This window comes from Hominibacterium faecale, assembly GCF_020734085.1.
GTDB lineage: Bacteria > Bacillota > Clostridia > Peptostreptococcales > Anaerovoracaceae > Hominibacterium > Hominibacterium faecale.
The window spans coordinates 39320-63355 of the sequence record NZ_JAJAGH010000017.1; the positions used below are offsets into that span (position 1 = coordinate 39320).

Sequence of the window (24036 nt, forward strand, 5' to 3'; positions counted from 1 at the left end):
ATTTTTCTCCTTTTTTACGCCTGATTTTCATCGGCCTGTTTTTTCATATCGTCAATCATACCTTGAATCATCTCTTGTGTAAAGCAAATATTATCGCCCATCGGATTAATTACAAATCCGCGGACCGCTTTACCCTGGCTTAAAATCATATTCGCCAAATCTTCAAAGTCAACGATCATACTGTGCTGGTTCTGTTCCTGACTGCATTTGCGCAGTTCTTCGCCGTGGGTGAACACCGGATAGTACAGATCCCCATTGGTGGCCTTGATCAGCTCAAAACTAATGGTTGTGTCTTTTTCCAAAACCACTTGTCCGTCTTCCCCTTCCACCACCGGATCTCTGTCCAGATTGATAGGCGCCAGCAGTTTGGCCCGCACCACTTCATTGAGCATTTTCACGGTGTTTTCCTGTGAACCATCCTTCTTTACGGCAGCTATGGTCCCAACCAGTTCGTCGTTGCGAACCGGCTTGGGCGCTTCCGTCATTTTTGCATCTGTCATTTTTCTTCTCCTTGTATCAGGAAAGCTTTCAGGCCTTCTTTGCCTGTGTCACGCCCTCCCTTTGCTGCTGCGGTTTTAACAATTTTTCCCGGAGGCATTTCCTCCGCATATTTGGCTCCGATCCCCATCAGGATCCCCAGCCCGGAAGGCGTTACCAGCTCTGTCTCGATATCATCCGTAACAAACACATAATCGCAAGTCTGCCGCATCGCCATAACCGCCGGCACCGGCACCGGAATTCTGCCGTGGCTGCACTGGATAAACCCGGTTCCGTCGTGAATCGGCGAGCAATAAATTCGGGAAACACCAAGGCTTTCCAAAGCAGCGGCAATGCCTGTGATGTTGCGGATTGCCTGATCCCGTCCCACCTCATGAAAATGTACATCCAAAACCGTGGTCCCGTGCACCTGAGCCTCGCCCTTTGCGATCACCTCATAGATAGCAAGGACGGTTTTCTTTATCCCGGAGGATAAATCACTGTTTTCAATCAGCGAAATGATTTCCCGGTGGCTTCTGTGACTATGATGGTGCCCATGGTCATGTTGGGCCGAATCCTGGGAATGCCCGGGCAATTTCAGCTTGTCCGCTTCATCGGCCTTTCCTCCCAGTCCGATCAGCGCTTTCAGGATCATATCGCTGCTGACACCGCTGGTGCAGTCAAAATATAAGTTCATCTTCACTTTCTCCTATATGCGATTGATATTGGATGCCAGGTATGCGGCTCCAAATCCGTTGTCGATATTAACGATGCCCACGCCGTTGGCGCAGCTGTTGAGCATGGAAAGCAGCGCCGCAATTCCGCCCAGATTGGCGCCGTAGCCGATGCTGGTGGGAACTGCGATCACAGGACGTTCCACCAGTCCTCCGACTACGCTGGCCAGGGCGCCCTCCATTCCCGCGACCACAATGACCACGTTGGCCTTTCGGATCAGCTCCAGCTTGGCAAAGAGGCGGTGAATACCAGCCACGCCCACATCGTAAATGCGGTCCACTTTGTTACCCAAGGCCTGTGCGGTGATGGCAGCTTCCTCCGCTATCGGGATGTCGGCCGTACCGGCAGTCACCACTGCGATGGACCCATCCTGATGAGGAAGGGGATCCCGCATAACGACAATCATGCGTGCATCCTCATGGTATTCCGCTTCCGGAAGGACACGCCGCACTTCCTCATAGTCCGCTTTGGAAGCTCTGGTCCCGATAATATTTTTATTATGCACAGACAACTCTTTCATGATTGCAGCAATCTGCGAAGGCGTTTTTCCCTGACAAAAAACAGCCTCCGGATAACCTGTCCGAAGGCTCCTGTGATGATCCACATTGGCAAACCCCAAATCTTCAAACGGCAGTTCTTTTAATATTTCCACCGCATCCTCCGGCTTTCTTTCGCCGGCAGCCACCTGGTTCATCAATTCCGTTAAATAGGCTCGATCCATATGTACACCCCCTCAAGTCAGATGGGATTATTATACCACAACCAGAGGCCGCTTGGAACCGGAAATCAAAAAGGATGCGTTATCCTAGGGCCACATCCAGAACCATCATGATGACAAACCCCACGGCAAAACCGATGGTTCCAATGTTGCTGTGGGTTCCCTGGCTGGCTTCCGGTATCAGCTCTTCCACCACCACATAGATCATCGCGCCTGCGGCAAATGCCAGAAGATAAGGAAGAATCGGCGTTACCAGCCCGGCCAGCAAAATGGTGATCACTGCTGCCACCGGCTCCACGACTCCCGAAAGCGTTCCGTAAAGAAAGGCTCTTCCCCGGCTCACTCCGCCGTCGCTCTTTAAGGGCATGGAAATAATGGCGCCTTCAGGAAAGTTCTGAATGGCGATGCCCACGGCCAAAGTCAAAGCGCCTGCCATTGTGATTTCACTGCTGCTGGAAAGGGCCCCGGCAAAGATGACGCCCACGGCCATCCCCTCGGGTATATTGTGCAAAGTAACCGCCAGCACCAGCATGGTCGCCTTTTTCATCTTCTCTTTTTTGGGTCCTTCCGGACTCTTGGCTCCCAAATGAAGATGAGGAATGCTTCGGTCCAGAATCAACAGAAAAAACACGCCCACCAGCACGCCCGCAGCAGCCGGCAGGAAGGCCAGCCCGCCCATGTTCTGGGACATTTCAATGGAAGGCATCAACAGGGACCAGACCGATGCCGCGATCATCACCCCGGAAGCAAATCCCAGCAGCGCTTTCTGCAGGGATGGGCGAATTTTCCCCTTCAAGAAAAAGACACAGGCCGAACCGGCCGTCGTTCCGATCAATGGTATCATCAAACCCCAAAAGGTCATCATAATTGTTCCTCCATGTTTTGTTTTTACCTATTATATATCCCAAATGGGGCCCACTCAAACAATCGTCCGCTTCGGTGGGGCAGTACTGCTGCATCTGGGGCTTCGATGGGGCGTGCTGCCAGGCCGGACCAATCGGCAAAAAACTTTTTTTGTCGATTTCTATTCGAAATGGCCTGATTTGGATGCAAAGTCCATAGAAAAACAGAAAATTTTGCTGTTTTCGCAGCAAACCGGGCTGGCAATCGTCATTTATTTGCTGTCCATAGATACGCGCAAGCGATTTATATGTGGTTAATTTTATATAACAATTCGATTACACCTGTCTGACATGTGATTTCATATGGACATTGGCCTCCAAAAGGCTGGTTTCGAATAGGTTTTGCGAAAATTTTTATTTTAGAAAATTTTGAAGCTGTCCACCAACAGCTTTCTTGCCGTTGATAGACAGCTTCTTGTTTTTCACATTTCTTTAAAGTCCACCCAATCTTTTGCATCCTCCACATCCTGCTGGGACGGAATGTTGACTTGGGAATCCTCTTCCAGCTCGTCCATATCCGCCAGTGGATAAGTGCGAAATGCTTCTTCTAATTTTTCTGTCATGGTTCTTTCTCCTTTTCCTGCAATCGATCGCAGGCTTAGGCTTCCCCATGAACAAGAAATCATGCGTGGTTTTGCCTAGAAGCCAACTATCGGTTTAATACTCCTTCAAGAAGTTGACCAGCAGCTGGACTGTGTTTTCCATGTCATCCATATTGATGGTTCCAACGGCAGTATGCATATAACGCTGCGGAATACATACGCCTCCTGCCAAAACGCCTCCTCCGGCCATAGCTGCGGACCAGGCATCTGTACCGCCTCCGGTCATGACTTCCCTCTGGTAAGGGATGCCGTGTTTTTCCGCTGTCTGTATGAGCTTTCTGGTCAGCTTGCGGGGAACGTTGTTTCCGGTGGCGCCCAGGATCGGGTCCCAGTCGTAATATTTGATTCCCGGGCCGTCACCCATTTTTTCTGAACATTTATTGATTTCCACGCCCGGCGTATCTCCGGTGAGAGTCACATCAATGGCCAGGAACAGCTCCGGATTCAGTCTTGTGACCAGCGGGCCGCCGCTGCGGATCCCCACTTCTTCCTGAACCGATCCTACGACGCAGATGGTCTGCTCAAGATCAGCATCCTGCAGACGTTTCATTACCTCCACCAGCACTGCGCACCCGGCTCTGTCGTCCACCGATTTGCCGGTATAAAACTTGCCGTCGTTGAGTACGTAGCCTTCTCTGGCAAATCCCATATAGTCGCCCACTTCAACGCCAAGCGCGTTGGTTTCTTCTCTGGACATGGTTCCGAAATCGACGAAGAGATCCTCGATCTTAATGACCTTTTCGTGGTCTTCTTCCGTCATAATATGAGCCGGCTTGGAACCGGTCACGCCGTAGACTTTTTTCCCGCTGTCGGTCATAACCACCATATCCTGATTCACAGCCGTGCGGTCATCATGATATCCTACCGGCAGGAATCTGGCGATTCCGTTATCCTCGATGTAATTGATGATAAAGCCGATCTCATCCATATGAGCAGAGAGAACGATTTTTCTGTCTCTGTCTTTTCCATATTTGATAAAGATTTGGCTTCCCAGCGGGTCTTCGATGTATTCATCGTACAGACCTTCCATCTCTTTACGCAGCGCCGCCGCTGTCTCTTCTTCATTTCCGGAAACACCAAAGGTATTGTCCAGATGGTATAATGTTTCTAAAATCGAATTGTTTTTCATAATAACTCCTCTACATTGCAAATCCGCAGACCAGATACAAAATCAGGGTCAGGCCGCCGGCGATACAAGCGTAAGGCAGCGTGGCGAACATCAAGTCGATGGATTTGATCTCGCAGCCCTGGGCGCACATGATAACGCCGTCGCCATAAAGACAGGTGTTGCTTCCGAAAGCAGCGCCTGAGAAAACCGCAGCCGAAGCCAGAATTGGATCTACATCCATCGCCGCAGCAAGCGGGATTACCAGCGGCAGAATGATGGCGGCCAAATCCCAGAAGCAGCCAGTCGCATAAGCATAGATACCGCAAACGATAAAGACTACCGCAGGAAGGAACGCGCCCTTCATGATCGGCAGCGTGATGCTGATGATGTAGTCAGCAAGTCCCAGATCCGTATTGACGGCCTGAACGGAGAAGGCCAGAACCGAAAGGATCAGCACAAATCCCATGCTGAGAACGCCGTCATAGCAGCAAGTCAGCAGCTCTTTAAACTTAAGCTTGCCCTGTACCAGATACAGCAGGAAGGCAACGATCACGCCTGCAAAGGATCCATATAGGATCTCACTGTCGCACAATAAAGTAACTGCGATCATTACGATCAGAGGAACCAGGAAGTTCCATGGACGGGCTTTGTAGCCTTCCGGCAGCTCTTCCGCTTCAAATCCCGGCTCGATCGCTTCTACGCTTCCGCCAACCGGGAACACATCGCCGGTTTCCTCGGCCCGGATTGAATCCTTTTTAATCATGCCCAATTTTGGAAAAAGGCCCAGAACATGAAGGAATACCAAGATAACCATAATCCAGGCATAGAAGGTCAGTGGCATGGCTTTTAAGTATGCGCCCATACCACTTCCGCCCACTGTGATTCCTTCCGCTTTCAGCAAACCAGCGAAATACACCGCCCACGAAGAAAGGGGAATCAGGATGCAGACCGGAGCCGCCACGCAGTTTACGACGAAGGCCAACTGGGTCCTGGGGATGCGCAGTCTGTCTGTAATTCCTTTCATGGTCGTACCTACGGCCAGATTGTTGAGGTAATCGTCCAGGAAGATGATCACGCCCAGAATAGCCGTACCGGTCAATGCCTGTCTTTTACTGTGAATAAATTTGGATGCCCAGAATCCAAAATCCTTTACCGCATGAGACTGTTCGAACAGTACAATGAGAATTCCGAACATGGCGATTACCAAAAGCAGCCACTGGAGAGTTTCATTGGACATGGACGAATAAACATACTTGAACCAATTGACAACGCAGCCTTTGATACCTCCTAAAATAACTGCGCCCACCGACAACCCGCAGACCATAGCAAAAAGGGTCCGCTTTGTTGTCACCGCGATCACCAGAATGGTCAGAACTGGCAGAACGCTTAAAACACCATATGAATCCATATAGTCCTCCTTAAAATGATAATAGTATTTTCCCAATCTCGTTTCCCATTTCCCTTTTGCCGCCGATGCTGTCATCGGTCAATCCTTTCGTATTATACCATTAAATTCTCATTTCGTCACCATTTTCTCTTTTTCGCGAATGTTTTATCATTATTAATACATTCTTGTGAGTTTTATGTCAATTCCAATTTGTTTCATTCTTTTAAGTCTTGCTGGAGTAAAAAAAACCGATTCATGTTTCGAAAGCATACGGCTCTAAAAGAACCTCTTTGCTGATTTGAAACACAAACCGGTACATCCAATTATTTTATCAGAACATTTCCTGCTGAGCCGCCTCCACCACCTGCAGCATCAGCACGGCTGTCGTTACAGCCCCTACGCCGCCGGGTACTGGTGTAATAGCCTCACACAGCCGGGAAGCGGATTCAAAATCCACATCTCCGCATAAGTTTCCATGCTGGTCAACATTGATCCCTACATCAATTACAATCTGGCTGCCGGTCAGATATCGGCTGTCAATCATTCCTGCTCTGCCCATGGCCGCAAGGATGATATCGCTTTCTTTACAAATCTCCATCATCCGCGCCTCGCCAGTCTTGCTGTGACAGACGGTTACCGTACCGTTTTTCTCCATGATCATCATGGCTGCCGGTTTGCCGATCACTAAACTCCGCCCCAGGACAGCAGCCCGCTTTCCGGCCGGATCAATGCCATAGTAGTTAAGAATTTCCATGCAAGCTCTGGCCGTACAAGGTGCAAACCCTCTATGGGATGCGCTAAAAACACCACAAAGCGACCCCTCTGTTATTCCATCCACGTCTTTTTCCGGCTTGAGTACTTTTCTCACGGCCCCATCGTCTATTTGCTTTGGAAGGGGCTGAAAAATCAGGACACCGTGTATAGAGTCATCTTGATTGATCCCCTCCAGATCGCCGATGAGCGTTTCCTGATCAATCGCTTCATCATACACATACTGCCTGACGGTGATGCCTACTTTCTCCGCTCGTTTCAATGCTCCTCGTTCATAAGACAGATCGCTGGGATTTTCGCCCACGCGAATGATAGCGAGACACGGCGCGATCCCCTTCTCCTTCATCTCTTTCACCTGGCTTTGCAATTTTTCTGTCAGCGCATCGGCAACTTCTTTTCCTTTTAAAAGCTGTGTCATCCTATTTTCACCTCACACAAATCGATTTATCTGATTGCGGAAAAAACCTGTTCTAGGATCCGATCGGCTTTTTCCAGATAATCCTTTAACATTTCGTCCGCTTTTCGGTCGGCCGTATCGGCGTATTCCCGGTCCTTCATTGCTTTGGTATTAATGTATACATTCAAGCTGGCGCTTGCAAGAGCCGCCCGGCAAAAGACTGCGCCCGCTCCCGCATCGCTTATTGCCATTGCACTGCCTTTATCCGCGAATTTCCCGCACAAATCAATTCCTTGACAGCATTTTTCCATGATGGCAAGGGGAACTTCACAGGCTGCTTTGAGGGCCTGTTCCATGACCGCGCTTTTTTCTTCCCGCTGTTCCTGGGTTTCCTTTGGCATGCCGTATGCTTGTGCCAGAGGCGCGAAGACCTCCGCATCCTGTTGAACCAGCTGCAGCAGCTCCGATTGCAGCTTTTGGGACTGATCCATCAGATCCCGGACCTCTGTTTCCACCGCTTGATATTTTTTCTTGCCTACGGTGAGGGAGCCCACCATCGTTCCCAGGGCCGTTCCCACGGCTCCTACCAACGCCGAAGCCCCGCCTCCGCCAGGCACAGGTTCTTTGCTGGCCAAAACCTGAACAAAATCTTCGCAGCTCTCTTTGATAAATGTCATTGCCTTACCTCCTTTATCACTGTTTCTATGGCAGGCCGCCTGGATCCGGCCATAAAACGGTTTGATTCTCTGGTATTATAGCATTAAAATGGTCATCCGTCACTGCATTCTCTGGCTGAGATCGTTTTTACCACAAAGCGGCCTGCGCATCTTCCAGTCGAATTTGCGAGGCCGCTATCATTGAAATTGTGTAAACGAACAATAATTATCTCCCGCCGAGGCGGGCTGCCATCTGCATAAGCTGCAGCTGGTTCTCCGCTTCCAGCTGGCTGCACAGCTCCTGGGGGAAACACGTTTCTCCATGGAAACATCCTGCGATTGCTCCGGCAATGGAGGCCGCCGCGCTGGTCTCATCCCCCATGCCTACACCAGCGTAAATGGATTCCATAGCGTCGCCCTGCTCCGCTATCAGTATTCCAAAAACAGTTGGCACCGTTTCTGCGATGGCCGGTCCGTTTCCGATCTTTTCCCTGAGCTGAGAAAGAATATAGGCTTGATCTCCGGCCTTAAGCGCGATCTCAATTGCCATATCGATTCGTTTTTTCACCGATGGCCCAGGGTAGATCCAGATATCGTGCCGCTTCCGCGCCAGCTCTTCACCTCTTCGTGCGCCGTAAAGCCCTGCCTGGACCAGATTAAATACGGTTCTATTCGCCTTTAAGGCTTCGCTGACTGCGGCAGCTACGGCGCATGCACCCGATATACTCAAAGGATCATCGTGGGAGCTCATGGATATTTCAACGGCATACTCGATGGCCGCATCCAGCTCGCCTCTGCTGAGCAGTCCGGCCGGAAACGCCTTGCAGGCTGCTCCGTTGGAGGACAGGGCATAGTAGTGGCCTTTGAACAGCTTGTTTCCCAAGTGGCCCGCGAATTCCCAGTCGCTCATCTGCTCACTGTCATTCAGCCGCTTTACGGCTTTTCGTGTGGTCATTCCGGCAAATGGTTCAAAATATTCGCTTTTTCCCCATTTTTTCAAAGCCTGCTTTGCAGTCTGCCTGGTAATTTGGCTGTCCTGCTCTAGAATTTCATTCAAAAGAAAATAGGGTATGCTGAAAGCGTCGGTAATCTGTCCGGCTCTTCTGCCCCTGGCTGGAACATAGGGCGGCGGAGCTTTGAATTCTTTTACCGGAGCGCCATACTGTTTTAATATTTGCGATGCGGACATGGTTTCCGTGGCAGCGCCCATGGCATCGCCGATGGCGGCTCCCAGCAGGCAGCCCAGCGTTTTATTATACATCCTGCGCCTCCCTTTCTTGTATCAATCGATGGATTCTCCGAGCCAGCGATTCGATCTTTAGCCCATTGGCCTTTTCCAAAGTAGGCAGAAAATGCTCCGGAAAAGCCTGCCGTCCCTGCAGCGTGCCGGCGATAGCACCTGCGATCGTTCCCACGGTATCCGTATCGTACCCGGCGTTGACAGCGCTGATTATAGTTCCCATGGCCCTGCCGCCGCTGGCGGCGATAAATCCGAAAGCAGCCGGAACAGCCTCTGAAATGTGGAGACCCGTGCCGATCCTCTGGCTGATCTCTGTCATCTTCTCTTCTTCTGTGCCCGGACCTAATCCAATGGCGACCGCCATTTCCATTCGTTTGCATACGGACGGGCCCGCCACATCGCGGGCAATCTCCCGTCCCCGCAGTTCACCCTGCTCTGCGCCAAAAAGACCGGCTTGAATCACATTGTAGAGATCGGCATCCGGCAGCAGAGCCCTGCTTACGGCAGCAGCCACTGCGCATGCCCCCGATAAAGCCAGATAATTATCATGGGTTACCATGGTAACCGTTATGGCGTCTTTTATAGCGCGCCGGGTGTCTCCGCCGCTGATCAGTCCCACGGGGGCGATTTTCATCGCCGCTCCATTGGTAGCCTGGCGGGAGACCAGATTGACGCCTCCCGTTTCTTCAATTGTTTCACCCTTGAACCGGCGGATGGCCAGCCTGGTGGTAGGCCCTGCAAAGCGATCGAAAAACACTGCGTGCTCCGACCAGTCGATCAGCGCCGCCTTGACTGCCTGCTCTGTTACCTGTCCCTTATTTTTCAGAATATGGTCAGCGATGAACCAGGCGGAACTGAAATCATCGGTTACCTGCCCCGGCTCATTGCCCGCGCCGAAGGTGTCCGGCGGCACTTTCTCAAAGTCCGTTACTTTATGTCCAAAATACTCCTCAATCTGCTTCGTTGTCCTTCCCTCTGTGGCCGCTCCCATGGCATCCGCCGCACCGGCTCCGATCAAGCCGCCTAATATTCGATCAAACACGTTATTTCCATCCTTCCATAGAATCTACATTATCCTTATTTACTAAGCTGAGAGGCGTCCAGATCACATCCTCGGACAGTTCATCGCCCTGAATGGCTTTCAAAAGGGTAATTACACCTGCTTTACCAAAGAGATACGGCGACATGGCTACAGTAGCATCCAGCTCGCCTGAGACGATGGAGTCCTTCGCCTCTTCAATAAAGTCAACGCCCACGACCATGACCTGGTCCTTCAGATTCTTTTCCTTGAGAGCTTGTACTGCTCCCAGGGCCATGGTATCATTTCCGCAGGTAATTCCAACTACGTCTGGGTTTGCTTCCATAATGGCGACTGTAGCATCGTAAGCCTTCTGCATATCGAAGTTGGCCGTTTTCACTGCCGCTACATCCATTCCCGCTTTTTCAAAGGCTTTCTTGGCTCCAGTTTTGCGGGCCTCGCTCTGGGTCGCTCCCGGGATGCCTTCGATGACCGCTACTTTGCCTTTTCCGCCCGTTTTATCAATGATATATTCCGCGCCCAGTTTTCCCTGAGCTTCAAAATCGGAGGTAATAAAAGCTTCAATCTTAGCCCCTGCTTTTTTCATCGCATTCTCATCCACACCGTTGCCCACTGCTACTACTGTTACTTTGTCCTGATTGGCTTTGGCGATTCCGGGGATCAAATTCTGCTCGGTCAGGGGAGATACCGCAATTCCGGCATAATCCTTAACCAATAGATTGTTCATAATATCCAGCTGCCCGTCCGTGTCATCTTCCGCATCCGTAGCCAGCACATCGATGGATACTCCATATTCCTTGGCAGCAGCTTCATAGCCTTCCTGCATGGTAATCCAAAAAGAATTGGCCAGTGTACTTTCGATGGCCGCCAGCTTGACGCCCGTGTCCTTGTCCGGCAGCGGAGCCAGCGCTTTCTCCAGATCCGCCTCCGCTTTTTGGAAAGCCGTGTTTTGAGCCTCAGCTTCTTTGGTTTCTTTTCCTTCGTCCTTGCTTCCGCATCCTCCTGCGAAAACCATGACCAGCAGCATACCTACAAGTAAAAGACTAATTTTTTTCTTCATTGTTTACCTCCATTTTCCAGCCTCGTGGCCGCGTCTAAATTATGCTATTGCGATTTTTATCAACATCAGATTGTTTTTTGCAATTTGTTGAGTTGATACTCAGGCTTGCGGGCGGCGCATTCTCGTTTTTAACTCTAACTCTTAAAAATCTCCGAATACAACGCCTGCATCCATTGAAAAAGGCTCAACAATGAGCCATACATGCGCCGTTGTTAAGAAAACGATACTATTCGACAGATAACAACTCGCCTACACAGCTTTATACCCTGCGTATAAAGGCTGCGATGGTTTGCTCATCCGACTTGCAGCGCGGCCCCGCTTTCATACATTTAATGGCCGCCGCGCCGCTGGCGAACCTCAGCGCCTCTTGCTTATTTTTTTTCTGCAGCACTCGGGAAAAAATCAGGCCTCCGGTAAAGCAGTCCCCCGCTCCGGTGGTATCCACCGCCTCTACAGGAAAAGCCGCCTGCCGGTACAGGCAGTCTTTGTCTTTCCAAAAAGCCCCCTCTTCACCGGCTGTACAAATCACGCCATCGTCTATACCGTACTTCTGCCGCACCTGTTCCATCGCCGCCACTGCATCCTCTGTCCCCGTCAGCTGATAATACCCTTCTTTGCCGCTGATGAACAGGCTACAAAGCTTCAGCATTTCTGCGATCTCTTCATCGGAGACAGAGCACTTTTTCATAAAGGACGGAGGGCACTGCATGTTATAGACAACGGGTACATAGCGCTTCTTTGCTTCCCTGGCCAGGACGATCGCTGCCTCTGAGGAAAACATGTCCACATAGAGGCAGTCCATCTCCCCCACAATATCAAGAGGTGCCTGCTCCCTGGTCATGGAAGCCGCGCTGTCTCCCAGATTGGCAAAGATACAATGCTTTCCTCCCGGCGCGGTGATGATATAGGTATGCAGAGTAGTCCCGCCTTCCTTGATGATCAAATAGGTATCATCGACTCCATCCTCCCGCAGCGTACTGCGAAAAACTTCGCCGTATTGATCATCGCCAATCTGCCCGGTCTGATAGGCCGCTGCGCCCAGAGCCGCCAAAGCCGCCGCCACATTGGAAGCGCTGCCCCCGGGTACAAGCTGCTCCCTGCGCAAAATTTCAAATCCATCGTCCCTTGGAAGGGAATCGCTGTCCAGGACTACATCCATGGCTACAGCGCCCAGTAAGAGAACCTTTCCAATCATCCCGCCGCCTCCTTCTTTCTTCTGTTTTTTTCTGAAATGATTACGGAAACCAGAACGATAAGTCCGGTCAAAAGCTGCTGATAATTGGAGGAAATGGCCAGCATGGTAAGACCGTTTTTCATCACATTGAGAATCAAACAGCCGAGTACGGTCCCGCCAATACTTCCCTTGCCGCCCTGCATGAGGGTTCCTCCTAAAATCACTGCTGCGATGGCATCCATCTCATATCCGCTTCCCGCAAGGGGATCGGCGGAATTGAGGCGGGCGGTCATGATAAAACCGGCCATCCCGGCGCAGATGCCTGATAGACCGAAAATCAGCATCTTGTATTTGTCTGTATTGATCCCACTCCTGTGGAGGGCTTTTTCATTGGAACCAAGGAATAAGCAGTAATTGCCGAACCTGGTCCTTTCCAGTAAGATCCAGGCCGCGGCCGTCAGAGTCAGGGCGAGGATAACCGGCATACCCACTCCAAAAATCGTGCTGCTGCCCCAAAAAGTAAAACTGGCTTCGAATCCGTAAATTGGGCGGCCGTCGGTGAGCAAGACCGTTCCGCCTCTCAAAATCGACATCATGCTGAGAGTAACAATAAAGGAGTTGACCCTTGCCCTGGCAACAATGGCTCCATTGAAAAGGCCGACGACTCCGGCGGCTGCCACCCCCGCCAGTATGGACAAACCAGACGGCGCGCCCGCTTTGAGACAAAAGGACATGATTACGGCGCTGAAAGCCATCAAAGCCCCGATGGAAAGATCGATACCCGCCGAACAGATGACAAAGGTCATGCCGATGGATAGGATCATTTGAATGGCAGACTGGTTAAGAATATTTAGGCAGTTTTTCCAGCTAAAAAAATAAGGAGAAATTACGCTCAGTACTGCCACCATAACCGCCAGCACCAGAAGCAGCAGCAATTTATAGGAGTTGTTCCGCATCTTCTTTTGCATCGCATTCACTGTCTTTTGCCCCCTTCCTGGGGCGGTTCGGTTCCTGTAATCAGCCCGATTACCTGATCCATGGTACAATCCGCCGTTTTCATCAGCGCAACTGCTTTTCCCTGTCTGAAAACAGCGATCCGATCGCTGATCTGAAAAACTTGGGGCAGGTCGTGACTGATGAGGATAACGCCATAGCCTTCGCTCGCTAATTTTTTGATTAGCTTGAGCACTGCACCGGTTTCTTTAAGACCCATAGCTGCCGTGGGTTCGTCAAAGATGAACAGCTTCCCTCCCTGGTGCATCAGTCTGGCTACGGCTGTACCCTGACGCTGTCCGCCGCTGAGTACGCCCACCGGGGCGGAAAGATCCGGGATATCGATGCCCAATCGATCCACCAGGGCTCTGGCATCTTTCTCCATGGCCTTCTTCCTCAGAAATCCCATTGAAGTCAATTCCTGGCCCAGGAAAATATTAGCACTCACATTTCTGGTATTGGCCAGCGCCAAATCCTGGTATACGGTTGAAATGCCCGCCGCAATGGCCTCTCTGGGGGTAAAGTAGGAATGGGCCTGTCCATCGACGACGATCGATCCCTGGTCGGGTCGGATGGAGCCTGCGAGGATTTTGATAAAGGTCGATTTGCCAGCGCCGTTATCGCCGACAATGGCGAGAATTTCTCCCCGGTAAGCGGAAAGCTCCACGCCCCGCAGCGCGCGCACATGTCCGAAACTTTTTTTGATATCCCTGGTTTGTAATAATGCTTTTTCCATAGCCTGCTACTTTAACATCTCGATAAAGGCCGCAATCCTGGTGGCGAGCTGGCCTACGTCAGCCTTGGAATAATCGGTTTCGATGCTGAAATAAGGAATTTTCTTCTCGCCGGTCACAAACCTGCGGATCAATCCCGACTCGACCGCATACGTGTGGCAGGCGGAAAGTTCCATGTCGATCACTGCATCGGCCCTGTATTCGTCGATGAGCCTGCCCAGCAGCTGGTAGCGATTCGGATTGGGGCTCATGCAGGAGCATCCAATGTTGACATACTTTTGCGCCAGCGCTTCGTATACATCTTCCATATTCTCATCCACATTGTCCTCAATGGCTTTTGCGCCCGTGCAGTTTTCAAAGGCCACGCAGCATGCTCCCTGGCTTTCGATAATTTCCACTACTTTTCTGGTAGCTCCGCCCATTGGACATCCGGTAATGACAATCCTGGGCTTTCTTTCTTTTACAGCCTCCTGGCCTTTGATTTTCGCAAGCAGCGCCGAAAGCTCGGCCGGAACCTGCTCTTTGTTAAAGTGGAAGGTGATCCCCTCTAGGGTTTTGAGCACGTCGAGGCCCGAAATAGGCGGGTACTCGTCCTTCATGATGGCGTAAAAATCCTTCACGGCCTGCCGCTCTGCGTTCTTAATATGGATGGCTTCACGAATATCGTCCATGGTGATTTCTTTATCAAAGACTTCTTCCAGCTTTTCCTTCATGCGAATGATCTCTTCTTTCCAGAGGACCAGCCCGGCTTCGCTGTTTTTATTGGGAAGCTCCATGATATGTACCGGTTTAAAATCAGCCATATATTCATACATTTTTTTCTTTCCGTCACAGGTCGTCTCGCCCACTACCAGATCGGAAAAGAAAAAGAAAGGACACTTGTCCGTTTTTCCAAACCCGTAGCTGGATTTGATCAGCGGGCAGAGATTTTTCGGTAAATCTTCTTCAGCCGCGGATATAGTTTCATCCGATGTGGCGCAGAGGGAAACCGGCGCTGCTCCCGCGGCCAATGCCAGCTCCTGGGGAAAGTAGGTGCAGAACATGCCCACGACCGGGATATTCTGTTCCTTCAAATCTTTCACCCGCACAAAAGCGTTCCTTCGTTCTTCTGCAAAATCTTCAAAAATCTCTGGTAGTTCTTTTCTTACATCCATGTTCATTTCCTTTCTGTGACTGTATGAGCAGTTTTTTTATTTACCGGCCTTTTCTTCGGCCAGAATTGATGCTCCCAGTGCTCCCGCGTATCTGCCCAGCTTTAGCGTCCTTACTTCTGTACTGAGCCGCTCCTCGATTCTATCTGCAAATTGGCGGCAGTGGCTCAGCCCGCCGGTGAGGTAAATTCCTTTTTTTGCAGGCCGCCTTCCGTAGAGCTGCGCTACTTTTTCCGCTACCGAATCGACGATCCCGGCGGCGATATTTTCTTTCGGGTGTCCTTCTCCCATATAGCTGACGATCTCCGACTCAGCGAAAACCGTGCACAAAGAGCTGATGGCCAGCGGCTTCCCCTCTTTAGCCAAAGCAAAGAGCTCATCGATGGTCACGCCCATGCGGTTTGCCATGATTTCCAGAAACTTTCCTGTACCGGCGGAGCATTTATCATTCATCAAAAAATCGCAAACCTGCCCGTTTTCGATCTGTATAATCTTGGTATCCTGTCCGCCCACATCGATGATGGTGCAGTCCTCTCCCGTCAGCTCAAATCCGCCCCGGCCATGACAGGTGATCTCGGTGATCCGATAGTCTGAAAAATCGACGGAAATCCGCCCGTAGCCAGTAGCGGCGACAGCGCATTTTTCTGCAAGATCAACGCCTGCTTCTGTTAATCTGTTTTTTACCGCCTGGGAGGTCTCCTTGCTGTTCCACCCGGAAGGCATGGCAAAATGGCCGTTGTGGTCGCCTCTGACCACGACTTTTGTGGCCGTGGATCCGATATCGATTCCTATGTAGTCCAATCGTAAGCCTCCTCTCCATTTTCTTCCTGTTATTATAATAGAGCGTTTTGGTAAGCGTCTAATTCATAATTTCTATTAATTACAGCTTTACTAATTAAATTTTAGATATGGGTATTGGTATTCTTTTACTGGACAAACTATGTTACAATGGGATTCAGAGGGCCTGATACCAGATTTAGGGACAGGCTTTCGCTCAGGGGAGATGTGTGTATCAATAACAGGAAAGAAGGTTGTTAAATGAAAAAAATAGTTTGCGTTATGACAGCGCTTTGCCTGGTCCTTGGCATTACGGCCTGCTCAGGTAAGGGTGGCGCAAGCAGCGGGGCTGATTCGGAAAAAGCAGCCGCAAACGTCAGCGCCGATGAAAACGGCCGCTACGAGATTGAAGATGTTTCTTACGTGGTAATGGCGGAGACGGAAAGCGGCGACATGCGTATTACGGAAACAAAGGAAACGGAAGGCAACTATCAGGTGGTACTGATCGATGCGGCCAATACCGGTGATTCCAGCGGCGCTATGACTGTCACAATGACAAAGGAACAGTACGACAAGCAAATTAAAGGTAAGAAAACAGTAAAATGCGATGCCAGAAAGACGGTGTTCCTGGTGCCTTGCAAGGAAGCGGACCAGAAGAAATACCAGGCGCCGGCTTTTGAATATACATTTGTCAAGACTTCATTAGATACTGAGGACAGCAATAAGGATTATATGGTAAAAGAAATGGCAAATATTGTGCTGAAGGAGCTGAACAGCGGGGATGAGGCTGTTAAAGCAAGCCACCTTTGTACAGCAGACTTCGATACCTACAAAAATGCTTTTGCACCGGTGGAATAGTTTCGCAGGTGCATTTACGGATATGCATCTTCCCTGATCGCAGACTGACCATTTAAAAAGACACTCGCCTCAAAGAGGCCGGGTGTCTTTTTTGCTGCCAGCAGCGGCCGGGCTGTGGCTTTGGAAGGGATGATGCTCTTTTCCAAGCGGCGGCTTGCCAGATAAGGCTCTTGAGGAAAAGATTTTTAAAATCACGAAAAACTTACGCTTCTTTCAACGATTGAGCCTCCTTAAATCAAACGTTTGGGAGTCAGTCCTTCTTTTTCTCAGGACGAAGCCCCTCAAACCCACAACTTTACGAAAAATGTGCGGATTTTCACAAAAGTTTTTCCGGAGCTGCCTGGAAATTGGTCATTCCCACCCGCTATATAACAAGACCCCAGGGCTGAAGCAATATGCTCCCGCCCTGGGGTCTTCCAAAAAACGTCTTAGAACAAACCGGTGATCTTTCCGCTCTTATCCACATCGATCTTCTCCGCAGCAGGAACTTTGGGCAGCCCCGGCATTGTCATAATATCCCCGGTCAGCGCCACAATAAATCCTGCTCCCGCAGATACTTTCAAATTGCGCACGGTCAGTGTAAAGCCTCTTGGTGCTCCCAGCAAGGCGGGATCATCAGAAAAACTGTACTGAGTTTTGGCAACGCAGATGGGCAGGTTTCCAAAGCCCAGCTTCTCCAGCTGGTCCATCTGTTTTCTGGCAGCCGGAAGAATATTGATGTCATCGGCCCGATAAATCTTAGTGGCGATGGCACGAATCTTTTCTTCAATGGACAGGTCAAGCTGATAGGATTGGCTGAACGTGTTCGGTTCATCGCAGAGACGCACTACCTCTTTTGCCAGAGCAATACCGCCTTCGCCGCCTTTTCCCCACACTTCGCTGAGAGCTACATGAACGCCCAGCTCTTTGCATTTGGCTTCCACCAGCTTTAATTCAGCTTCAGTGTCCGTCGGGAATCGGTTGATCGCCACAACAGCCGGAAGTCCGTAGACCTGGGTGATGTTTTCCACATGCTGGAGAAGATTGGGCAGGCCTTTTTCCAAGGCGTCCAGATTTTCCTGTCCCAGATCGCCCTTGGCTACGCCGCCGTGATGTTTTAATGCCCGTACCGTAGCTACTACCACAACTGCCGATGGTTTAATGCCCGCCATGCGGCATTTAATATCCAGGAACTTTTCCGCGCCCAGATCAGCCCCGAATCCGGCTTCCGTTACCACGTAGTCCGCCATCTTCATCGCCATGCGGGTAGCCATGATCGAGTTGCAGCCGTGGGCGATATTGGCAAAAGGACCGCCGTGGATAAAGGCCGGAGTATGCTCCAAAGTCTGTACCAGATTGGGCTTGAGGGCATCCTTTAAAAGAGCTGCCAATGCTCCCTGGGCCTTCAACTGTCCGGCTGTTACCGGCTGGTCGTCATATGTATAGCCGACAATAATGTTGGCCACTCGGTTCTTCAAGTCTTCAATATCGCTGGAAAGGCAGAGAATAGCCATGATTTCGCTGGCAACGGTGATGTCGAAGCCGTCCTCCCGTGGCGTTCCGTTGGCTTTTCCGCCCAAGCCGTCCACCACAAAACGCAGCTGACGGTCGTTCATGTCCACGCACCGTTTCCAGGTGATCTTCCTTGGGTCAATTCCCAGCGAATTTCCCTGCTGAATATGGTTGTCCAGCATTGCGGCCAAAAGGTTATTTGCAGCGCCGATGGCGTGCATATCTCCGGTAAAATGGAGATTGATGTCCTCCATGGGAACCACTTGCGCGTATCCGCCGCCCGCAGCTCCGCCTTTTACGCCGAATACCGGGCCCAGAGACGGCTCTCTCAGCGCCACCAACACCTTCTTGTCAATCTTCTTCAGCGCATCGGCAAGGCCGACGGTTGTCGTCGTCTTACCTTCGCCGGCCGGTGTGGGAGAAATGGCGGTCACCAAGATCACCTTGCCGTCTGGGCCATCCTTTTTTTCCTCCAGCAAATTATAGTCTACCTTGGCTTTATAGTTTCCATACAGCTCAATGTACTTCTGGTCAAGACCGGCAGCATCTGCAATCTCTTTGATGTTTTTCATCTCTGTTTCCTGAGCGATCTGAATATCACTTTTGATTTCCATTTCATTTCTCCTTTTCAATCAACGTTTACAAACAGTTATAACTGGGGCCGATTCTCTTGCCTTTTTCAATGGCACAGAAGCTCTCCATATACGCAAAAAGAGCCTGGCAATCCGGACAAATGCCCAGACGGTCGGCTCATCATATACATTATACTCCACGTGGTCCATTCCACTTGTTCCGTCAGTCGTATAACAAATAAATAATAGCATCTCCCTTATGGAGAATCAAGCTTTATTTTAAGAAGTTTTTTAAAAACGTCCGCCTGTGGATCGGGCACGGGCCTTGCTGCCGCAAGCCTTCATAATGGGCTTTTGTTCCGTAACCTTTATTTTTTTCAAAACTGTATCCCGGGTAACGCTGCGCCATTTCCACCATCATCCGGTCCCGAGTGACCTTGGCCAAAACCGAGGCCGCTGCAATGGACAAGCTCTTACTGTCTCCTTTTATGACGGAGGTTTGGGGAATTGGAATGGACTTGATGATCATGGCATCAAAGAGGATATGCTCAATCCCGGCCCCCGCCCTCTCTTTCAGCATACGGGAGGCCTCCTCCACCGCCTGAATCATCGCTTCCTTTGTGGCCTCAAGAATATTGATCTCATCGATCCGCATATGATCCGCCATACCGATTCCATAGGCCAGAGCTTTTTCTTTAATCAGAGGATACAAGGCTTCCCGCTTTTTTTCCGTCAACTTTTTGGAATCGTCGATACCCGGCACATCAAAATCCTCCGGGAGCACCGCACAGGCCGCCACCACCGGACCGGCCAGGGGCCCTCTGCCCACTTCGTCCACGCCAGCGATAAACATCACGTCTTTTCCGCATAGCTCCTTGTCAAACTGCTTCATTTCCACAAGCCGCCGGGCCAAAAGCATCTCTTTTTCCTGCTTATTCATGGGGTACCCTTTCCAATGTGATCTTTCCGATCGTTCCTGCGCGAAACTCATCCAGCACCACTTTGGCGATTCGTTCGTAATCGATCTTTTTCCCAGGGAGAATGCAGCCCCGTTTGAGCGCTATCGCTTCCATGGTCTGAATCGGGGTCTCTTCTACTCCGTCCAGCTTGTAGCGCTGTGCCAGAAGTTCCGCATAGCCGTTTTGAAGGACGGCAATCAGCTCCAGGGCCAGGGTAGCCACATCGAGGATTTCGTCCTTGATCGAACCGCAGAAAGCCAGATTAAGGCCTGCTTTCGGATCCTCAAACTTGGGCCAGAGGATCCCTGGCGTGTCCAAAAGCTGCATATTGCCCGGAAGGTTGAGCCATTGCTTGCCTTTGGTCACCCCCGGCCTGTCCCCTGTCTGGGCGCTCTTTTTTCCGGTCAAACGATTGATGAGAGACGACTTGCCCACATTGGGCACGCCCACGATCATCAGCCGGTACGGCCGCTGCCTGACCTGGCCGGCGTTTTTCTCATCCTGCAGCCGGGACAGCAGCTTTAAAAGCTGTGCCGCCCCACCGCCCTTCATACAGTTCATCGTCAGGACCTGACTGCCTCTTTTCCGAAAGTATTGCTCCCATTCCTGATTGGCCTCGCTGTCCGACAGATCGCTCTTGTTGAGAATGATGATGCGCTTCTTATTTCTCACCAGTTCGTCGATAATGGGATTTCTGCTGGAAACCGGGATGCGTGCATCGATCACTTCCACCACCGCATCCACCAGCTTCAGATTTTCCTGGATCAGCTCCCGGGTCTTTTTCATGTGTCCCGGATACCAGTTTATATGTTCCATCATAGGTTGTTCCTCTCGTTTTTTCAGTGTACTTTATTATAGCAGGGATTGGGCGGAATTACAATGCAGGGAGCGGACCCTTCGGGCCCGGATTCATAAAGGCCGAAAAGCAAAATTATCGCTGGAACTCGTTTTGGCCTAACTTTACGATGATTTTTCATCGTGACGAAAGACAAAAAGCTTAAAAAGCGATAGTTTCCTGCTGTTTTTAGGTGGATTGGCAGAAAAAAAGGCCTAAAATCATCGCTAGGAAGGCTGCCAGGCACGGATCACGATGATTTGATTTGCTCCCGGCCCCATCTTTTCTGCCATAAAAAAAGGATCGCCGCATATACGACAATCCTTCATTAAGTCAAGCTTATTCTTCGGTCTTTTCCTCTGCTGCCGGAGCTTCTTCCGCAGGAGCTTCCACAACTGCTGCTTCTTCAGCCGCCGCTGCTTTCGCTGCTGCCTTTGCTTCAGCTGCTGCCAGCTGTTCTTCACTGTATTCCTTGGCTTTAATCTTGGCAGATTTACCAGTTCTTTCACGCATATAGTGAAGCTTCGCTCTTCTGACATCACCTTTTCTCACAACTTCGATCTTTTCAACCAGTGGTGAGTGCAGCGGGAATGTCTTTTCCACGCCGACGCCGGAAGCGATTCTTCTTACTGTGAATGTTTCGCTGATTCCACCGTTCTGCTTTTTCAGGACAAAACCTTCAAAAATCTGAATTCTTTCTCTCGATCCTTCTTTAATTTTAATGTGCACTTTTACAGTGTCTCCCACATTAAACGCAGGGATATCTTTTTTGGTGTATTCCTGTGCAATTGACTGCATAATATTCATTGCTCATTTCCTCCTTCCCTCCAAGACGTTCGTGGTGCCCAATTCTGCATCCAGAGGACCGCCCGTAATAACTTTCAATATTTTAGCACAAAAGCTGGAAAAGCGCAAGGATTTTTTTGCCTGCCAACTCTGCCGCCCGCTAAAACTTCTGCACGGTTCTCTGAATGATGTCGTCCTGCATCTCCTTGCACAGCTCGGTGAAAAAGGCGCTATAGCCTGCCACCCTGACGATCAGCGATTTATAGCTGCCCGGATTTTTCTGCGCTTTTTTCAGCAGATCGCTGGATATAATGTTGAATTGGACATGGTAAATATTCAAATCAATAAAGCTGCGGATCAGGGAAACGATTCTGGCATTTCCTTCCTCACCCTTGGAGGACATGGGATCCAGCCGCATATTGAGCAGCGTGCCGGCAACGTGAGCGTCGTGGTTGATCTTGGACACGGACTTGAGCACAGCCGTCGGCCCTTTCACATCTGTCCCGCCCTTGGGCGAGCAGCCGTCGGCCAGAGGAGTTCCTTCCAGCCTGCCGTAAGGCAGCGCGGCCACCACTTCGCCGTGGGGAACATGGGAAGCCACCGGATACAATCCCGAAATATAGTGGGGACCCCGATAAGACTGATATTGGGTGATTTCTTCAAAAGCAAAATCGGTCATTTCCCTTACAAAATCGTCCACATAGTCATCGTCGTTGCCATAAAAGCGGCCGTTGCTTTCAATATACGCTTTCATTTCCTCATGGCCTTTGAAATTATGCTTTACAGCCTGAACAAAATCCTGCATGGTGAACACCTGCTTGTCGAACACAAACTCTTTTATCACCGACAGAGAATCCGCCAGATCGGCAATGCCGGTGCCGATAAAGGCCGGGCCTACCGTCAGCTCTGCGCCGCCGCGGGTAATGTCTCTGCCCGTTTCAATACAGCCGTCGATCATGGCCGACATGTAGGGATAGGGCGTGTATTCCGCGTGGAGCTTTTCGCAGATATGACAGGCCGTCGCGATATGCTTGATGCAGAAAGCAAGCTGCTTTTTCACCGCATCCTTCAGTTCTTCAAAGCTCATCTCCGACGGATCGCCGGTGCTCAGGCCCAGCTTCTTATTGCCGTTTACCACGCTGATGCCGTTAGTCAGCGCCAGTTCCATCACTGACCCATAGTTATAATGGCCGCCGTCGGTCCATTTGGACATTTTTCCCGGAATATAGGGTTCTACGCATCCAACCATGCAGTAATCCCGCGCATCCTCGATATCCGCTCCGCTGATGAGCATCATTTTAATGGTCACCTCGTCGTTGTGGATGGCTGGAAAACCTGTTCCGATCTGGGAAAGGGCCGCTGCCTTGCGCAGGAATTTGTCCGGCGACTGTTTATGAACGCGCACCGAAAGGGATGGCGAATGGAGACGCACTTCCATTTTGGCGGTTATGAATAAGTAGGATAACTCGTTGGTGGCATCCTTTCCATCCCTGGCGATTCCGCCCACGCAGACATTTTGATAAGGCTGGTAGCCGGCAAAATACATGGCCGCATTGGTGCTCAAAAACCAAGTGTTTTCCGCAAACTTGAGATACAGACATTCGATCAGCTCCAGGGCCTTCTTCTCTGTCAGCAGCCCGGCTGCGAGATCTTTTTTGTAATACGGGTAAAACAGCTGATCCACTCTGCCGGGAGAATAGGACGGTCCGTTGGCCTCTATGTAGCAGCCAATCTGGAGGATCCAAAAAGATTGCAGCGCCTCCATAAAGGTCCTGGCCGGATTGGCCGGCACATGATCCAGATTTTCCGCGATTTGCAGCAGCTCCGCCTTTCGATCCGCATCGGTTTCCGCCGCTGCTTTTTCTCTGGCAAGAGCAGCATAACGGGCTGCCAGAGCCATGATTCCGTCCAGGGAAATACAGACCGCTTCATAAAAATTCTTCTTTTCGTAGTCCTCAGGCTTGACAATATCCAGGGCTGCCGCAGCGTCCTGCGCCTGTTTTTTAATCCCCAGGAATCCTTTTTGCAGCACTTTTTTCACATTGGGCGAAATTTCTCCCGGTCCGCTCTGGGTTTTAATTTCAATGTCTATGATTCCCGTTTTGACAGCGATTTCCTTCACCTCGTCGGGAATCTGGCGCAGCCAATGGCTGCTGATGTCCTTATCTTCCCAATAGGGAAAGATTTCACTTCTCAGCACCGCTTTCTGTTCTTCCGTCACTTCATAAGGGTCCTGACGGCGGGTGCTCAGACCGTCCAGCTCTTCCTTCAGCCAGCCAGTAGCATGCTCCGGGCAAAAGACCGCGGCCCTTGGTATGGAAGCGGCGCAGCCAACGATCAGCTCATCATCGGCAATAAAAATGCTTTTTTCCTCGCAGGCTTTCTTAAAGGCTTTGGCCCTTCGAATCACCGCGGTCTCCCCTTCCGTTTTTTGATAGGATCTGGTATAGGCCATGGCCCTTTCAATGCAAAGCTGGGGTTTGATATCGAAAAATCTGTCCAAAAGCCGGTTCACTCTGGGAAATGCTGTGCTGCTGGTTTCATCGATGGTACCGCCGCAGCAAGCTTCATCTTTTATCATGTCACTCATTGGTTTCTCCTTTCATTTCAGTGG

General features: G+C 50.7%; 22 protein-coding genes, 1 pseudogene and 1 riboswitch. Of the genes and pseudogenes, 1 reads left to right on the forward strand and 22 read right to left on the reverse strand.

What is annotated here, in order from left to right:
- Positions 1-14: 14 nt before the first annotated feature.
- From LG211_RS18395 to LG211_RS18475, 17 genes are all read right to left on the reverse strand, one after another.
- Positions 15-500, reverse strand: a complete 486-nt coding sequence (locus LG211_RS18395; protein ID WP_148396956.1) for an SseB family protein — start codon at positions 498-500, stop codon at positions 15-17.
- Positions 497-1174 (reverse strand): nickel pincer cofactor biosynthesis protein LarC, encoded by a 678-nt coding sequence (larC, locus tag LG211_RS18400; protein WP_148396957.1) that lies wholly within the window; start codon positions 1172-1174, stop codon positions 497-499. Before larC ends, LG211_RS18395 begins: the two co-directional genes overlap by 4 nt.
- Before the next feature lie 12 nt (positions 1175-1186).
- The gene (gene larB / locus LG211_RS18405) at positions 1187-1933 is read right to left on the reverse strand and encodes a nickel pincer cofactor biosynthesis protein LarB (RefSeq protein WP_253020342.1); all 747 of its coding nucleotides are present in this window, start codon (positions 1931-1933) and stop codon (positions 1187-1189) included.
- Between the two features lie 79 nt (positions 1934-2012).
- Entirely contained in the window at positions 2013-2795 is a 783-nt protein-coding gene (locus tag LG211_RS18410; protein WP_148396959.1) for a ZIP family metal transporter, read from the reverse strand.
- A 459-nt stretch (positions 2796-3254) separates the two neighbouring features.
- On the reverse strand, positions 3255-3395 hold the full coding sequence (locus tag LG211_RS18415; RefSeq protein ID WP_269478169.1) for a CDIF630_02480 family spore surface protein: 141 nt from the start codon (positions 3393-3395) through the stop codon (positions 3255-3257).
- 94 nt (positions 3396-3489) lie between these two features.
- Complete coding sequence (locus tag LG211_RS18420) at positions 3490-4563, reverse strand: M42 family metallopeptidase (protein WP_148396961.1); 1074 nt, start codon at positions 4561-4563, stop codon at positions 3490-3492.
- 10 nt (positions 4564-4573) lie between these two features.
- On the reverse strand, positions 4574-5950 hold the full coding sequence (locus tag LG211_RS18425) for a Na+/H+ antiporter NhaC family protein (RefSeq protein ID WP_148396962.1): 1377 nt from the start codon (positions 5948-5950) through the stop codon (positions 4574-4576).
- 310 nt (positions 5951-6260) lie between these two features.
- Positions 6261-7118 carry a bifunctional 5,10-methylenetetrahydrofolate dehydrogenase/5,10-methenyltetrahydrofolate cyclohydrolase gene (locus LG211_RS18430; RefSeq protein WP_227755567.1) on the reverse strand — a complete coding sequence of 286 codons (858 nt, stop codon included), beginning with the start codon at positions 7116-7118 and terminating at the stop codon, positions 6261-6263.
- Between the two features lie 26 nt (positions 7119-7144).
- Complete coding sequence (locus LG211_RS18435) at positions 7145-7774, reverse strand: cyclodeaminase/cyclohydrolase family protein (protein WP_227755568.1); 630 nt, start codon at positions 7772-7774, stop codon at positions 7145-7147.
- 205 nt (positions 7775-7979) lie between these two features.
- Positions 7980-9014, reverse strand: a complete 1035-nt coding sequence (locus LG211_RS18440; protein ID WP_148396965.1) for an ADP-ribosylglycohydrolase family protein — start codon at positions 9012-9014, stop codon at positions 7980-7982.
- Entirely contained in the window at positions 9007-10035 is a 1029-nt protein-coding gene (locus LG211_RS18445; RefSeq protein ID WP_148396966.1) for an ADP-ribosylglycohydrolase family protein, read from the reverse strand. The genes LG211_RS18440 and LG211_RS18445 overlap by 8 nt, the downstream gene beginning before the upstream one ends.
- Position 10036: 1 nt before the next feature.
- Entirely contained in the window at positions 10037-11092 is a 1056-nt protein-coding gene (locus LG211_RS18450) for a sugar ABC transporter substrate-binding protein (protein WP_148396967.1), read from the reverse strand.
- A 259-nt stretch (positions 11093-11351) separates the two neighbouring features.
- The gene (locus LG211_RS18455; RefSeq protein WP_148396968.1) at positions 11352-12287 is read right to left on the reverse strand and encodes a carbohydrate kinase family protein; all 936 of its coding nucleotides are present in this window, start codon (positions 12285-12287) and stop codon (positions 11352-11354) included.
- On the reverse strand, positions 12284-13234 hold the full coding sequence (locus tag LG211_RS18460) for an ABC transporter permease (RefSeq protein ID WP_269478175.1): 951 nt from the start codon (positions 13232-13234) through the stop codon (positions 12284-12286). Before LG211_RS18460 ends, LG211_RS18455 begins: the two co-directional genes overlap by 4 nt.
- 5 nt (positions 13235-13239) lie before the next feature.
- Positions 13240-13995: an ATP-binding cassette domain-containing protein gene (locus LG211_RS18465; RefSeq protein ID WP_148396969.1), complete on the reverse strand. Its 756-nt coding sequence runs from the start codon at positions 13993-13995 to the stop codon at positions 13240-13242.
- A 6-nt stretch (positions 13996-14001) separates the two neighbouring features.
- A complete protein-coding gene (locus LG211_RS18470; protein ID WP_148396970.1) occupies positions 14002-15147 on the reverse strand; it encodes a double-cubane-cluster-containing anaerobic reductase in 1146 nt (381 codons plus the stop codon).
- A gap of 36 nt (positions 15148-15183) precedes the next feature.
- Positions 15184-15945, reverse strand: a complete 762-nt coding sequence (locus LG211_RS18475) for an acyl-CoA dehydratase activase (protein ID WP_253020344.1) — start codon at positions 15943-15945, stop codon at positions 15184-15186.
- Positions 15946-16182: 237 nt separating this feature from the next.
- On the opposite strand from LG211_RS18475, the gene LG211_RS18480 reads away from it, so the two are divergent.
- Positions 16183-16779, forward strand: a complete 597-nt coding sequence (locus LG211_RS18480) for a hypothetical protein (RefSeq protein WP_227755569.1) — start codon at positions 16183-16185, stop codon at positions 16777-16779.
- Positions 16780-17207: 428 nt separating this feature from the next.
- On the opposite strand, the gene LG211_RS18485 is transcribed toward LG211_RS18480, so the two are convergent.
- The 5 genes and pseudogenes from LG211_RS18485 to LG211_RS18505 form a co-directional block, all read right to left on the reverse strand.
- Entirely contained in the window at positions 17208-18884 is a 1677-nt protein-coding gene (locus LG211_RS18485; protein ID WP_227755570.1) for a formate--tetrahydrofolate ligase, read from the reverse strand.
- 114 nt (positions 18885-18998) lie between these two features.
- Positions 18999-19083: riboswitch (ZMP/ZTP riboswitch) on the reverse strand.
- A gap of 33 nt (positions 19084-19116) precedes the next feature.
- Positions 19117-19782 carry a ribonuclease HII gene (locus LG211_RS18490; RefSeq protein WP_148396973.1) on the reverse strand — a complete coding sequence of 222 codons (666 nt, stop codon included), beginning with the start codon at positions 19780-19782 and terminating at the stop codon, positions 19117-19119.
- Positions 19775-20620, reverse strand: a complete 846-nt coding sequence (gene ylqF, locus LG211_RS18495; RefSeq protein WP_148396974.1) for a ribosome biogenesis GTPase YlqF — start codon at positions 20618-20620, stop codon at positions 19775-19777. The genes LG211_RS18490 and ylqF overlap by 8 nt, the downstream gene beginning before the upstream one ends.
- Positions 20621-21107: 487 nt before the next feature.
- Positions 21108-21443: pseudogene (rplS, locus tag LG211_RS18500) on the reverse strand (50S ribosomal protein L19); the annotation flags it as partial.
- Between the two features lie 139 nt (positions 21444-21582).
- Positions 21583-24012, reverse strand: coding sequence for a glycyl radical protein (locus tag LG211_RS18505; RefSeq protein WP_253020346.1), 2430 nt, complete (start codon positions 24010-24012; stop codon positions 21583-21585).
- Between the last annotated feature and the right edge of the window lie 24 nt (positions 24013-24036).

What these genes read in the sequence shown, in the direction of transcription:
- LG211_RS18490 (WP_148396973.1), bottom strand. Translation starts at nt 19,782, where the DNA reads ATGAATAAGCAGGAAAAAGAGATGCTTTTGGCCCGGCGGCTTGTGGAA.
- LG211_RS18395 (WP_148396956.1), bottom strand. Translation starts at nt 500, where the DNA reads ATGACAGATGCAAAAATGACGGAAGCGCCCAAGCCGGTTCGCAACGAC.
- LG211_RS18440 (WP_148396965.1), bottom strand. Translation starts at nt 9,014, where the DNA reads ATGTATAATAAAACGCTGGGCTGCCTGCTGGGAGCCGCCATCGGCGAT.
- LG211_RS18470 (WP_148396970.1), bottom strand. Translation starts at nt 15,147, where the DNA reads ATGGATGTAAGAAAAGAACTACCAGAGATTTTTGAAGATTTTGCAGAA.
- LG211_RS18420 (WP_148396961.1), bottom strand. Translation starts at nt 4,563, where the DNA reads ATGAAAAACAATTCGATTTTAGAAACATTATACCATCTGGACAATACC.
- LG211_RS18455 (WP_148396968.1), bottom strand. Translation starts at nt 12,287, where the DNA reads ATGATTGGAAAGGTTCTCTTACTGGGCGCTGTAGCCATGGATGTAGTC.
- larB (WP_253020342.1), bottom strand. Translation starts at nt 1,933, where the DNA reads ATGGATCGAGCCTATTTAACGGAATTGATGAACCAGGTGGCTGCCGGC.
- LG211_RS18485 (WP_227755570.1), bottom strand. Translation starts at nt 18,884, where the DNA reads ATGGAAATCAAAAGTGATATTCAGATCGCTCAGGAAACAGAGATGAAA.
- LG211_RS18460 (WP_269478175.1), bottom strand. Translation starts at nt 13,234, where the DNA reads ATGCAAAAGAAGATGCGGAACAACTCCTATAAATTGCTGCTGCTTCTG.
- LG211_RS18480 (WP_227755569.1), top strand. Translation starts at nt 16,183, where the DNA reads ATGAAAAAAATAGTTTGCGTTATGACAGCGCTTTGCCTGGTCCTTGGC.
- LG211_RS18425 (WP_148396962.1), bottom strand. Translation starts at nt 5,950, where the DNA reads ATGGATTCATATGGTGTTTTAAGCGTTCTGCCAGTTCTGACCATTCTG.
- ylqF (WP_148396974.1), bottom strand. Translation starts at nt 20,620, where the DNA reads ATGATGGAACATATAAACTGGTATCCGGGACACATGAAAAAGACCCGG.
- larC (WP_148396957.1), bottom strand. Translation starts at nt 1,174, where the DNA reads ATGAACTTATATTTTGACTGCACCAGCGGTGTCAGCAGCGATATGATC.
- LG211_RS18430 (WP_227755567.1), bottom strand. Translation starts at nt 7,118, where the DNA reads ATGACACAGCTTTTAAAAGGAAAAGAAGTTGCCGATGCGCTGACAGAA.
- LG211_RS18465 (WP_148396969.1), bottom strand. Translation starts at nt 13,995, where the DNA reads ATGGAAAAAGCATTATTACAAACCAGGGATATCAAAAAAAGTTTCGGA.
- LG211_RS18435 (WP_227755568.1), bottom strand. Translation starts at nt 7,774, where the DNA reads ATGACATTTATCAAAGAGAGCTGCGAAGATTTTGTTCAGGTTTTGGCC.
- LG211_RS18450 (WP_148396967.1), bottom strand. Translation starts at nt 11,092, where the DNA reads ATGAAGAAAAAAATTAGTCTTTTACTTGTAGGTATGCTGCTGGTCATG.
- LG211_RS18410 (WP_148396959.1), bottom strand. Translation starts at nt 2,795, where the DNA reads ATGATGACCTTTTGGGGTTTGATGATACCATTGATCGGAACGACGGCC.
- LG211_RS18415 (WP_269478169.1), bottom strand. Translation starts at nt 3,395, where the DNA reads ATGACAGAAAAATTAGAAGAAGCATTTCGCACTTATCCACTGGCGGAT.
- LG211_RS18505 (WP_253020346.1), bottom strand. Translation starts at nt 24,012, where the DNA reads ATGAGTGACATGATAAAAGATGAAGCTTGCTGCGGCGGTACCATCGAT.